General features: G+C 72.6%; 7 protein-coding genes. 5 read left to right on the forward strand and 2 right to left on the reverse strand.

Annotated elements, in window-relative coordinates:
• Positions 1 to 3 precede the first annotated feature (3 nt).
• A complete protein-coding gene (locus HNR67_RS29530; RefSeq protein ID WP_185005451.1) occupies positions 4 to 2781 on the forward strand; it encodes an ATP-binding protein in 2778 nt (925 codons plus the stop codon).
• A gap of 2 nt (positions 2782 to 2783) precedes the next feature.
• Here HNR67_RS29530 and HNR67_RS29535 read toward each other — a convergent pair whose 3' ends face one another.
• Positions 2784 to 3635 (reverse strand): DUF1963 domain-containing protein, encoded by an 852-nt coding sequence (locus tag HNR67_RS29535; protein WP_185005452.1) that lies wholly within the window; start codon positions 3633 to 3635, stop codon positions 2784 to 2786.
• A gap of 248 nt (positions 3636 to 3883) precedes the next feature.
• Between HNR67_RS29535 and HNR67_RS29540 the strand changes: the two genes are divergently transcribed.
• From HNR67_RS29540 to HNR67_RS29550, 3 genes are all read left to right on the forward strand, one after another.
• Positions 3884 to 6805: a CARDB domain-containing protein gene (locus HNR67_RS29540; RefSeq protein WP_185005453.1), complete on the forward strand. Its 2922-nt coding sequence runs from the start codon at positions 3884 to 3886 to the stop codon at positions 6803 to 6805.
• Between the two features lie 69 nt (positions 6806 to 6874).
• A complete protein-coding gene (locus HNR67_RS29545) occupies positions 6875 to 7735 on the forward strand; it encodes an alpha/beta fold hydrolase (protein ID WP_185005454.1) in 861 nt (286 codons plus the stop codon).
• Positions 7728 to 8090, forward strand: coding sequence for a DUF4180 domain-containing protein (locus tag HNR67_RS29550; RefSeq protein WP_185005455.1), 363 nt, complete (start codon positions 7728 to 7730; stop codon positions 8088 to 8090). The genes HNR67_RS29545 and HNR67_RS29550 overlap by 8 nt, the downstream gene beginning before the upstream one ends.
• Positions 8091 to 8134: 44 nt before the next feature.
• On the opposite strand, the gene HNR67_RS29555 is transcribed toward HNR67_RS29550, so the two are convergent.
• Positions 8135 to 11224, reverse strand: coding sequence for a BTAD domain-containing putative transcriptional regulator (locus HNR67_RS29555; protein WP_185005456.1), 3090 nt, complete (start codon positions 11222 to 11224; stop codon positions 8135 to 8137).
• Positions 11225 to 11341: 117 nt separating this feature from the next.
• Here HNR67_RS29555 and HNR67_RS29560 point away from each other — a divergent pair, with 117 nt between their 5' ends.
• Positions 11342 to 12844, forward strand: a complete 1503-nt coding sequence (locus HNR67_RS29560; RefSeq protein WP_312988299.1) for an MFS transporter — start codon at positions 11342 to 11344, stop codon at positions 12842 to 12844.
• Positions 12845 to 12847: the final 3 nt, after the last annotated feature.

Genomic DNA, 12847 nt, shown 5'->3' on the forward strand with positions numbered 1-12847 from the left:
CGGGTGGGGCTGTTCGAGCGGGACGCCGAACTGGGGCGGATCGGTGCGCTGCTGCAGGCGGCTGCGGCAGGCCGGGGCACCTCAGCGCTGGTCGAGGGGGTGCCGGGGATCGGCAAGACCGCGTTGCTGGCCGCCGCGGGCGACCTGGCGGGCGGGCGCGGGTTCCGGGTGCTCACCGCCACCGGCGGCGAACTGGAGCAGGACCTGCCGTTCGCGCTGATCCGCCAGCTCTTCGAGCCCGCGTTGCGCACCGCCGAGCCCGAGGTCCAGTCCGGGGCCGCCGCACTGGCCGCGCCGGTGTTCGCCGCGGACGGGCGGGAGGCGGCGGTGGGCAGTGTGGTGCACGGGCTGTACTGGCTGTGCTCCAACCTGGCCGAACCCGCGCCGCTGCTGCTCGCCGTGGACGACGCGCACTGGGCGGATGAGGCCTCGCTGCGGTTCGTCTCGCACCTGGCCCGGCGGATGGCCGACCTGCCGGTGCTGCTCCTGCTCGGCAGTCGCCCGCTCGCCCCGGACGCGGCACTCACCCTGGCCCTTGGCGGGGTCGACCCAGTGCGGCTCAACCTCGCCCCGCTGTCCGAGCACGCGGTCGGCCGGTTCGTCCGGGACCGCCTCTCCCCCGCCGCCGACGCCGAGTTCTGCCGGGCCTGCGCGCAGGCCACCGGCGGCAACCCGTTCCTGCTCACCGAGGCGATCACCGCACTGCGCGCCGACCGGGTGCCGCCGGTCGCGGCCCAGGCCGGCCGGGTGCCCGGGTTGCAGGCCGCGCCGATCGCCCGCACCGTGCTGACCCGGCTCACCCGCCTCGGCCCCGAGGCCGTCCGGCTGGCCAGGGCCCTGGCCGTCCTCGGTCCCGCCGCCGACCTGCGCCGCCCGGCCCGGCTGGCCGACCTGCCCCTGGACACCGCAACCGACCTGGCCGACCTGCTCGCCCGCGAGTCCATCCTCACCGGCGGCTATCCCCTGGACTTCGCGCATCCGCTGGTGCGCACCGCGGTCTACGCCGACGGCACCGAGATCCGCCGTGCCGCCGACCACCGCCGCGCGGTGGAGATCCTCACCGCCGAAGGGGCACCGGCCGAACAGCTCGTGCCGCACCTGCTGGCCGCCGCGCCCAGCGCCGACCCCACGGTGGTCACCGCGCTGGTCGCGGCCGCGGCGAACGCACTCGGCCGGGGTGCGCCCGAGGCAGCCGCGAGCTGCCTGCGCCGTGCCCTGGCCGAACCTCCCGCCGCCGAGGACCTGCCCCGGCTGCACGCCGAGTTGGGCCGGGCACTGGGCATGGCCAACCGCCCGGCCGAGGCCGCCCCGGCGTTGCGGGCCGCGTTCGAGCTGAGCACCGACCCGGTCACCCGCGGCGAACTGGCCCTGGACCTGGGTGCGGTGATGGTGCAGACCGGCCGCCCGGACGCGGCCATGGAGACCTTCGAGCTGGCCCGCGCGGCCCTGGCCCTGGACGAGGGCGAGTTGCCGTTGCAGCTCACCGTCGCCTTCTCCATGGCCAGTTTCGTCAGCATGCACCCGCCCACCTCCTGGATCGCCCGGCTGGACCAGCTCGCGGACACCGTGTCCGCGGAGACCGAGGCGGGCCGGATGGTGTTGGCCTGCCTGGCTTTCGGCGCCTGCGCCACCGCCGACCGCCCGGCCCAGGTGGTGGGTGAGCTGGCCGCCCGCGCCGTGGCCGGTTCGCTGCCGACCCGGGACCACTGGATCCTGGCCAACTTCGCCAGCACCGCGCTGGTCATGGCCGACCGGCTGCCCGAGGCCCTTGACGTGCTCGATCGCGGGGTCGAACACGCCCGCACCCGCGGCAACCTGGCCGAATTCCGCTACCTGGCCGTGCTGCGCTCACGCACCGCGCTCACCGCCGGACACCTCCAGGAAGCCGAGGCCGACGGCCGCGCCGCCCTTGCCCTGCACGAGGTCGACGGCGACCGCGAACTCCCACTGGCCGCCGCCGTGCTGGTCGACGCGCTCGCCGAACAGGGCCACCTCGATGAGGCCCAGGCCGTGCTCACCGAACACGAACTAGACTCCGAGGAGGAAGTCCGGATGCTCATCGGCCACTTCGTGCACCTGGCCCGCGGCCGCCTCCGGCTCCGCCAGCAACGACCCAGGGCCGCCCTGGCCGACCTGCTGGCCTGCGGTGCCGGGCTGACCGGCGCGGGCGTGGTCAACCCGGGCTTCGCGCACTGGCGGGCCGATGCCGCACTGGCCCAGCTCGCCCTCGGCGAACCCACCTCGGCCAGGGACCTCGCCGAGGAGGAACTCGTGCTGGCCCAAGGCTTCGGCGCGCCAAGGGCGCACGGCATCGCCCTGCGCACCCTCGGCCTGATCGAGGGCGGCGGCACCCGGCTGGACCGGCTCGCCGAGTCCGTGGACGTGTTGCGCCGCTCCACCGGCGTGCTCGAACTCGCGCACTCGCTGATCTCCTACGGCAGCGCGTTACGCCGGGCCGGACACCGCACCGACGCCCAGCGCCACCTCCGCGAGGGCCTGGACCTGGCCAGCCGCCGGCACGCCCATCCCCTTGCCGCGCAAGCGAAACAGGAGCTGGTCGCATCCGGCGCCCGGCCCCGGCGAACCCTGCTCACCGGGGTGGACGCACTGACCGCGAGCGAACTGCGGGTGGCCCGGCTGGCCGCCGACGGCGAGACCAACCGGGCCATCGCGCAAACCCTGTTCGTCAGCAGGCGCACCATCGAGGTGCACCTGACCAGCGCCTACCGCAAGCTCGGCATCCAGTCCAGGGACCAGCTCCCGACCGCCCTCGGCGCGTAGCCTCAGCAGCTGTCCATCTCCGCCCAGGTCCGGTCGAACCTCCCGGCCCGCAACAACTTCTCCGGCAGGCCGAAGTAGATCAGGCCGCCGTCGGCCCAGTTGAAGATGCCATCGGTGCCCAGCTGAAGCACGATCTGCCAGTTCTCCTCCTCGGTCTGCCTCTCGTGCTCAGCCCGGGCCTCCTCGGACAACTCGCCCGCCGCGGTCAGTTCCAGCGACTCGAAATGCGCGTACCACCAGGGCGATCCGTTGATCACCGTGGGCCAGCCGCCGATCTGGTGTTCGTCGTCCTCCTCCTCTGACCACCCGCCCAACTCCGCCGACCGGACCCGCCACGCCCGCACGAAGTCGGCGACCAGGCGCCGCTCCGGCCCGTGCCACTGGAACAAGCCATCATCCAGGCTGGGCACCGTGCACACGTGTGCGAACCGCACCGGCCGCAGGGGCATCGTCATCGCCCCGTCCGGGACGGCTGTGGGCACACCGGTGCCGTCCGGCACATGCAGCACCCGCCAGCCGTCCCATCGCCGGTCCAGCCCCCACACGTCGTACTCCTCGTTCAGGCAGAAGAAGTGCAGCAAGCCCGAGGGCGGGAACCCGTCCCACAACTCACCCAGCTCCGCCAGGTCGAGCACCGCCAGCAGAACCATCGGCACCCCTTGCGTCGCAGGCCATTCCACCCCCGGCGGCAACTCGCCTGCACCGCCGAAGCGGGACCGGCCGGAACTGGTCTCGTCCACCACCAGGCGCACCCCGGGCTTGGCCACCGCGGTGATCCGGTCGCCGAGCGTCTCGCCCAGCTCAGCGCGGGCGAACTCCACCAGGTCTGCTCGTAACTGTTCGGGATTCAGCACGCGCCGAGCCTGCCAGGCGGGTCTGACACTCCGCTGTCTGCCAACTCGACGCCCGCGGACCGTTGACGTCACCGTCATGTGTCTGCAACCTTTGACTCCCCTGTCCGCAAAAAGTCGACTGTGATCGCTCAAATCATCGGCGATCATCTGCAACTTCATCGCATACGCCCTGTCACGCCCGCGGTCGCCGCCCTTCGCCCTGGCCCCGCGGCGTCCCGCCCTGCGCGGAAAACCGAACAGAGGTCCCCATGCACTGGAAGCAGCTCAGACGGCTCACCACCGCCCTACTCGCGATCGGCCTGGTCAGCGCCGGTCTCACCCCTGCCACCGCACTGGCCGCACCGGCCGATCTGGCCCGCGGCAAGCCGATCGAGGCATCCTCGGTCACCCAGAACTACGTGGCGACCAACGCCAACGACGGCAACATCGGCAGCTACTGGGAATCCGCCGGCTACCCGGCCACGCTGACCGTCAAGCTCGGGTCCAACGCCGACCTGGAGTCGGTGGTGATCAAGCTCAACCCGGACCCGATCTGGGGCCCGCGCACGCAGAGCATCCAGGTGCTGGGCCGCGATCAGGCCGCGAGCGGGTTCAGCTCGTTACGCGAGCGCGCCGACTACCAGTTCAGCCCCTCCGGCAACCAGAACTCGATCACCATCCCGGTCACCGGCCGGGCCGCTGACCTGCGACTCCAGTTCTTCGGCAACACCGGCGCCCCCGGCGGCCAGGTGGGTGAACTCCAGGTCATCGGCACCCCGGCGCCCAACCCGGACCTGACCGTGTCCACGGTGTCCTGGAGCCCGGCCAGTCCCAGCGAGACCGACCCGATCACGCTGACCGCGCAGGTCCGCAACATCGGCTCGGCCCCGGCGGGCGCGACCACGGTCAACTTCAGCCTCGGCGGCGCGGTGGTCGGCACCGCCCCGGTGGGCGCGCTGGCCGCGGGCGGCACGGCCAGCGTCTCGGTGAACGCCGGGACCAGGGCGGTGGGCAGCTACCAGGTGTCCGCGCTGGTCGACCCGGCCAACACGATCGTCGAGCAGAACGACGCCAACAACGGCCTCACCGCGCCGAACCAGCTCACCGTCGGCCAGGCCCCCGGCCCTGACCTCGAGGTCCTCGGCGTCACCTCGAACCCGACCAGTCCGGCGGTCGGCGCGCAGGTCAGCTTCGCGGTGCAGCTGCGCAACCGCGGCACCAGCGCGGCCGGGAACACCGTCACCCGGATCGCGGTCGGCGGGACCACGCTGAACACCCCGACCGGCCCGATCGCCGCGGGCGCGGAAACCACCGTGGCGATCAACGGCACCTGGACCGCCACCAGCGGCGGGGCCACCATCACCGCCACCGCCGATGCCACCGGCGTGCTCGCGGAGACCAACGAGAACAACAACTCCCTGGCCCGCTCGATCGTGGTCGGGCGCGGCGCGGCGGTGCCCTATGTCGAGTACGAGGCCGAGGCCGCCCGCTACCAGGGCCAGCTGCTCACCGCCGATCCGCTGCGCACCTTCGGGCACACCAACTTCGCCACCGAGTCCTCCGGCCGCCAGTCGGTGCGGCTCAACAGCACCGGGCAGTTCGTCGAGTTCACCTCGGCCAACCAGGCCAACTCGATCGTGGTGCGCAACTCGATCCCGGACGCGCCCGGCGGTGGCGGCATCGAGGCCACCATCAGCCTGTACGTCAACGACACCTTCGTCCGCAAGCTCACCCTGTCCTCGCGGCACAGCTGGCTCTACGGCAACAGCGACGGACCCGAATCGCTGACCAACAACCCGCAGGGCGACGCCCGCCGCCTCTTCGACGAATCGCACGCGCTGCTGGCCGGCTCCTACCCGCCCGGCACCCGGTTCAAGCTGCAGCGCGACGCCGGTGACTCGGCGCAGTTCTACATCATCGACCTGATCGACCTGGAGCAGGTCGCGCCAGCCGCGAACCAGCCCGCCGGGTGCACCTCGATCACCAACTACGGTGCGGTGCCCAACGACGGCAACGACGACACCGACGCCATCCAGCGCGCGGTCACCGACGACCAGAACGGCGTGATCGGCTGCGTGTGGATCCCGGCCGGGCAGTGGCGGCAGGAGAAGAAGATCCTCACCAAGGATCCGCTCGGCCGCGGGCCGCACAACCAGGTCGGGATCAGCAACGTGACCATCCGCGGCGCGGGCATGTGGCACTCCCAGCTGTACACGCTGACCCAGCCGCACCTGGCCACCGGCGGGATCAACCACCCGCACGAGGGCAACTTCGGGTTCGACATCGACAAGAACACGCAAATCTCCGACATCGCCATCTTCGGCTCCGGCCGGATCCGCGGCGGCGACGGCAACGCCGAGGGCGGGGTGGGCCTCAACGGCCGCTTCGGCACCGGCACCAAGATCAGCAACGTCTGGATCGAGCACGCCAACGTGGGGGTCTGGGTCGGCCGCGACTTCGACAACATCCCCGAGCTGTGGGGGCCCGGCGACGGGCTGGAGTTCAGCGGCATGCGGATCCGCAACACCTACGCCGACGGGATCAACTTCACCAACGGCACCCGCAACTCCACGGTGTTCAACTCCTCCTTCCGCACCACCGGCGACGACGCGCTCGCGGTGTGGGCCAACAAGTACGTGAAGAACCAGGCGGTGGACATCGCGCACGACAACAAGTTCCTCAACAACACCATCCAGCTGCCCTGGCGGGCCAACGGGATCGCCGTCTACGGCGGCTACGGCAACCGCATCGAGAACAACCTGATCTACGACACCATGAACTACCCGGGGATCATGCTGGCCACCGACCACGACCCACTGCCCTTCTCCGGCCAGACCCTGATCGCCAACAACGCGCTGCACCGCTGCGGCGGGGTGTTCTGGGGCGAGGCGCAGGAATTCGGCGCGATCACGCTGTTCCCGCAGAACCTGCCCATTCCCGGCGTGGTCATCCGGGACACCGAGGTACTGGACTCCACCTACGACGGCATCCAGTTCAAGACCGGCGGCGGGGAGATGCCGAACGTGGCCATCACCAACGTGCGCATCGACAAGAGCAACAACGGGGCCGGGATCCTGGCCATGGGCGGGGCGCGGGGCAGCGCGACGCTGACCAACGTCACCATCACCAACTCGGCCAAGGGCAACATCGTCCGCGAACCCGGATCCTCCTTCGTGATCAACGGCGACTGACCCTGAGTTCCTCATCACTCCCTATCAATCCCCTAGCAAGGAACTTTAGGGAATGTTAGAGTCCCTTGCATGATCTACCGATCCAAGGCTGGAGAGCGCCGGCTCCGCGAGCTGTACCTCGCGGAGCTGGCGTCCTGGCCCGTGCCCCACGACCGGCGGCAGGTGCCCACGCCCGAGGGCGAGACCTTCGTGCTCAGCTGCGGTCCGGCGGACGCGCCGCCGCTGGTGCTGCTGCACGGTTCCGGCAGCAACTCGGCCCAGTGGCTGGGCCGGATCGCCGAGCTGGCAACGTATTTCCGGGTGCACGCGGTGGACATCATCGGCGAACCGGGCCTGAGCGCGCCCACCCGGCCCGACCCGGCCACCGACCGGTACGCGAGCTGGCTGGACGCCGTGCTGGACCACCTCGGCCTGGACCGCACCGCGATCCTGGGTTACTCGCTGGGCAGCTGGCTCGCCCTGGACTACGCCACCCGGCGACCGGAGCGGGTGGACCGGCTCGCGCTGTCCTGCCCGCCCGGCATCACCAAGGAGCGCAAGGGTTATCTACTCAAGGCACTGCTGCTGACCCCGTTCGGCCGCTGGGGGAAGCTGCGCACCGTGCGGATGATGCTGGGTCCCGGTCTGTCCACAGTGGACGAGACCGCGGTGGTGGCCAGGACCGTGCTGATGAGCAAGCACTACCGCTACCGCAGTGGTGACCTGCCTGTCTTCACCGACGAGGTCCTTGGCAGGCTGGCCATGCCGGTGCACGTGCTGATCGGCGAGCTGGACGTCATGTGGGACACCAGGATCGCCGCCCGGCGGCTGCGCACCGTGCTCCCGCACGCGACCGTGCGCCTGCTGCCCGGCACCGGCCACCTGGTGCCGACCGTCCCGGCCGAACTCGAATTCCTGACCACCACCAACGCGGGGAGGCGACATGCTTGAGATCACCCACGGGGTGCCGGTGTTCCACTGCGCGCCCCAAGGACCACCGCTGGGCAGCGAACGCGACGCCGCCGACATCATCGGCGAGGCCTGGTCGCAGCAGGCCAGGGTGATCGCGATCCCGGTGTCCCGGCTGGCCGAGGGCTTCTTCCGGCTGGAGACCAGGATGGCCGGGGAGTTCACCCAGAAGTTCGTGAACTACCGGGTGCCGCTGGCCTTCCTCGGCGACATCAGCGAGCACGTCCAGCGCAGCTCGGCGCTGGCCAGTTACGTGCGGGAGACCAACCGCGGCAACCAGATCTGGTACCTGGCCGACCGCGCCGAACTCGACCGGCGGCTGGGCGCCGCGAGCTGAGCCGGCCCGCCGGGCCGCCGTCCCCACGGCGCCCGGCGGGCCGCTCACCCACCGGCCGGCGCCATGACGGCGTCCTCCTGTCCCAGCGGCGTTTCCCGGCCGCACGCCAGTTCCGCCGCGAAGTCCGCCTCGCCCAGCGCGCCGGCCACCAGCCCACTGATCCGGTCGACATCCTCACGTTCAGCCGGTGGCAGCGGCGCGCCGACCGACTCCCGGATCGCCGCGGCCATCCCGAGCGACCGGGCCGCCGCGACGAATTCCCCGCCTGCCGCCCGTGCTCCGGCCAGACCTTCCATGGCCAGCGCGACCGCCCGCGGATCACCGCTGGCCGTGGCCGCGACCAGCCCCGAGCGGTGCCGGGCGAGGGCGGTGGCCGCGTCCCCGCGCAGTTCGGCCACGAACCCCAGCTCCGCCAGCACCAGCGCGGTGCCGTGGTCCTGCCCGGCGCGGAGGTGCCAGTCCAGCAGTCCGCGCAGCCACCGCTCGGCCTCGGTCAGCGCGCCGCGCCGCCGGGCGCCAAGGGCGAGCCCGATCTCGGCGTGGATCCGGCCGGACTCGAAGCCGTGCGTGCGCGCCAGTTCCCTGGCCCGCTCGTGGTGGCTCCTGGCCGCCTCGTGCTCGCCGCACAGCAGCGCGATCCGGCCCAGCCCACCGAGGCGCTCCCCGGCCTCCAGCCACAGGCCCAGGTCCTCGGCCCAGGCCAGGCCGTCCGCGTGGCACCGCCGGGCCAGGGCGTAGTCACCGGCGATCTCGGCCAGTTCGGCCCGGGGTCCGGCGGCCAGGGACCGGGCCCAGCCGTCGCCGGTCCGCGCGGCCAGCTCCGCGCCGAGCCGGGCGTCCCGGCGGGCCTGGTCCAGGTCGCCGAGCAGTAGTCCCACGGCGGCCCTGGTGCCGGCCGCCACCGCGTGGCCCCAGTGGTCGCCGCGCTGCTCGAAGGCGGCCAGCGCCGCGCTGAGCGGAGCGGTGCTCCCGGCGAAATCACCGGTGACGTAACGGCAGTAGCCGAGGAACCAGGCGCCGAACGGATCCGCGGGCACCGGTCCAGGGACCGGGCGGTCGCCGTCGAGCAGCGCGAATCCCTCCGCGCAGGCCAGGATCGACGGCTCCGGTTCGTCCACAAGGGACAGTGCGGCGGCGAGGTGCCGACGGGCCTCGGACAGTCGTGCGCGCAGGAACCAGTACCAGAGCAGGGCCCGGGCCACCTGTAACGCCGCCACCCCGTTGCCCTCGGCCACCGCTCCCTCCAGCGCCCGCCGCAGGTTGGCGCTGTCCAGGTCCAGCCGCCGCAGCCAGTCCCGCTGGGCCGGGCCGCGCAGCTCGGCGCGTTCGGCCAGGGCCAGGTAGTAGTCGCGGTGGGCGGCCCGCACCTCGGCCAGTTCGCCTGCCTCGGCCAGCCGCTCCAGGCAGTAGGCGCCGACGGACTCCAGCAGCCGGTACCTCGGACCGTCCACATCGGACACTTCGACCAGGGACCGGTCCACCAGCCTGCCCAGCAGCTCCAGCACCTCGTCCGGCGCCACCGGGCCGCCAGCGCACACCGCCTCGGCCGCGGCCAGGGTGCAGCCGTCGGCGTGCACGGCCAGTCTGCGCAGCACCACCTGTTCGGCCGGGGTGAGCAGCTCCCAGGACCAGTCCACCACCGCACGCAGGGTGCGCTGGCGCTGCGGGGCGGCGCGTTCGCCCTGCGCGAGCAGCCGGAACCGGTCATCCAGCCGGGCCCGCACCTCGCCGACACCGAGCAGTCGCACCCGGGTCGCGGCCAGTTCCAGGGCCAGTGGCAGACCGTCCAGGCGGCGACAGATCTCGGCGACCACCTCGGTGTTGTCCGCGCTCAGCGTGAAGCCGGGTTGCCGGTCGGCGGCGCGGGCGACGAAGAGCCGGACCGCGTCCCCGGCGGCCAGCGGCGGCACCGGCCACACCGTCTCACCGGTGCGGCCCAGCGCCTCCTGGCCGGTGGCCAGCACCCGCACCCTCGGCGCGGCCGCGAGCAGCTCGGCGGTCCAGGCCGACACCGCCTCGACCACATGCTCGCAGTTGTCCAGCACCAGCAGGATCTCCTTGTCCCGCAACGCCGTCACCACCCAGCCCGCGCCCTGCGCACTGCCGGGTCCGGCCCGCAGGTCCAGCGCGGCGGCCACCGCCTCGGCGATACCGGCCGCGGTCTGCCCTCGACCCAGCCCGGCCAGTTCGACCAGCCAGACGCCGTCGGCGAAGGTGGCCTTGACCTGCTCGGCGACCGCCAGCGCGAGCCGGGTCTTGCCCACCCCGCCTGCCCCGGTCAGCGTCACCAGCCGGGACTCGCCCAGCTGCGCGCCGACCGCGCGGACCGCCTCGGCCCGGCCGAGCAGCCCGGTCAGCGGTGCGGGCAGGTTGCCGCGGGCCGGGGCCGCCGGGGCCGGTGGTCGCAGCATCGTCCGGTGCAGGTCGAGCAGTTCGGGCCCGGGATCGACGCCGAGCTGCTCGGCGAGTTCCGCGCGCAGCCGCTCGTACCCGGCGAACGCCTCGCCCTGGCGACCGGCCTGGTGCAGCGCACCCAGGTAGGCAGCCTGCAGACGTTCTCGCAGCGGGTGCGCGGCGGCCAGTTCGGCCAGCTCGGCGGCGAGCGCGGCCTGCTCACCGAGCAGCAGCCGGGCCCGCGCCCGGTCCTCGATCGCGACCAGGCGCTCCTCCTCCCAGCGGGCGATCGCCGCCTCGGCGAACTCCTCCCCGGCCAGATCGGCCAGGGCCGCCCCGCGCCAGAGCGCCAGCGCCTGCCCGAGCAGACCGGCGCGATCGGCAGGGTCGGCCGTGCGCCCGGCGGTGGCGACCAGTGCGCGGAACCGGGTGAGGTCCAGCGCGTCCGGCGCGAGGGTGAGCGCGTACCCGGCGGACTCGCGGACCAGCAGCGGCCGGGTGTCCGGCTCGGCCTTGGCCAGCAGGCGACGTAACTGGGAGACCTTGGTGTGCAAGGTGTTCGCCGGGTTGCCCGGTGGCTGGTCGCCCCACAGCTCGGCGATGATCCGGGCGGGCGGCATCGGCCTGCCCTCCTGCACCAGCAGGACGGCGAGCAGTGCGCGGACCTTGGGTTCCGGGATCCGCACCGGCACGTCCGCCGCCGTCCACACGGCCAGCGGACCCAGTACTCCGAATCGCACGAACCCGACGCTAGCCCACCCCACCGACACCCCCGCCCCGTGCGAACTCCGTGCGGTTTTCGTGCGCCGCCCCCGGCAGCCTGATCCCCGACACCCACTCCCACCCGCCGAGGACCCGTGCACACCACAACCGCAACCACACCCAGGGCCGGCCTGCGTGACTGGCTCGGCCTGGCCGTGCTGGCCCTGCCCACCCTGCTGCTGGCCATGGACGCCACCGTGCTCTACCTGGCCCTGCCCCAGCTCGGCGCCGACTTACGCCCCACCAGCACCGAACTGCTCTGGATCGTGGACAGCTACGGCTTCATGATCGCCGGCTTCCTGGTCACCATGGGCACCCTCGGCGACCGCGTCGGCAGGCGCCGCCTGCTGCTGATCGGCGCCGCGGCCTTCGGCCTGGCCTCGGTCGCCGCCGCGTACGCGAGCAGTCCGGCCGTGCTCATCGCCGCCAGGGCGCTGCTCGGCATCGCGGGCGCCACCCTGATGCCCTCCACCCTGGCCCTGCTCAGCACCATGTTCGTCAACCCGCGCCAGCGCGCCACCGCCATCGGGGTCTGGGCCACCTGCTTCTCCGCTGGCATCGCGCTCGGCCCGATCCTGGGCGGCCTGTTACTCCAGTGGTACTGGTGGGGCTCGGTCTTCCTGGCCGGTGTGCCGGTGATGCTCCTGCTCCTGCTCACCGGCCCGTTCCTGCTCCCGGAACACCGGTCCGCCCGCACCCAGTCGGGCCGGATCGACCTGGCCAGCATCCTGCTGTCGCTGGCCGCGATCCTGCCGCTGATCTACGGCATCAAGGACCTCGCCCGCGGCGGCGACCTCACCCGGAGCCTGCCCGCACTGGCCGTCGGTGTGCTGTGCGCGGTGCTGTTCATCCGCCGCCAGCGCCGCCTGCCCGACCCACTGCTCGACCTGACCCTGTTCCGCACCAGGACGTTCACCGCCGCCCTGGTGGTGCTGATGGTCGGCATCGGCGTGGTCGGCGCGGTCTATCTGTTCCTGTCCCAGTACCTGCAACTGGTCCAGTCCCTGTCCCCGCTCACCGCCGGACTGTGGCTGCTACCCGCCGCCGGCGCCATGATCGTCGCCTCCCTGCTCACCCCGGCCCTGGCCCGCCGCTTCCCACCCGGCCGGATCCTGGCCCTCGCATTGGGGGTGGCCGCCCTCGGCTACCTGTTACTGGCCTTCGTCCACCCGGTATCCGGCCTGCCCCTCCTGATCACCGGCTTCGTCCTGGTCTACCTCGGCAACGGCCCACTGATGGCCCTCGGCCCAGACCTGATCGTCGGCAACGCACCGGTCGACCAGGCAGGCTCAGCCGCCGCAATGTCCGAGACCAGCATGGAGTTCGGCATCGCCGCCGGCGTCGGTGTCCTGGGCAGCATCGGCACCGCCGTCTACCGCGCCGGTCTCCCCCAGGACACCCCCGGCCTGGCCAGGGACACCCTCTCCGGCGCCCTCACCACCGCCGCCCAACTCCCCCCGGAGGCCGCCACCGCACTGCTCACCACCGCCAGATCCGCCTTCACCACCGCCCTGAACACCCTGGGCGGACTCAGCGCGGTCCTGCTGATCATGATGGCCGCGGTCGTCCTACTCCTGTTCCGCAAATCCCCGCCCTGACCA

Origin of the sequence: Crossiella cryophila (assembly GCF_014204915.1) — a bacterium.
Taxonomy (GTDB): Bacteria; Actinomycetota; Actinomycetes; order Mycobacteriales; family Pseudonocardiaceae; genus Crossiella; species Crossiella cryophila.

Bases quoted from the DNA above. Each gene is read 5' to 3' on its own strand.
- HNR67_RS29540 (WP_185005453.1), top strand. From the start codon at position 3,884: ATGCACTGGAAGCAGCTCAGACGGCTCACCACCGCCCTACTCGCGATC.
- HNR67_RS29545 (WP_185005454.1), top strand. From the start codon at position 6,875: ATGATCTACCGATCCAAGGCTGGAGAGCGCCGGCTCCGCGAGCTGTAC.
- HNR67_RS29550 (WP_185005455.1), top strand. From the start codon at position 7,728: ATGCTTGAGATCACCCACGGGGTGCCGGTGTTCCACTGCGCGCCCCAA.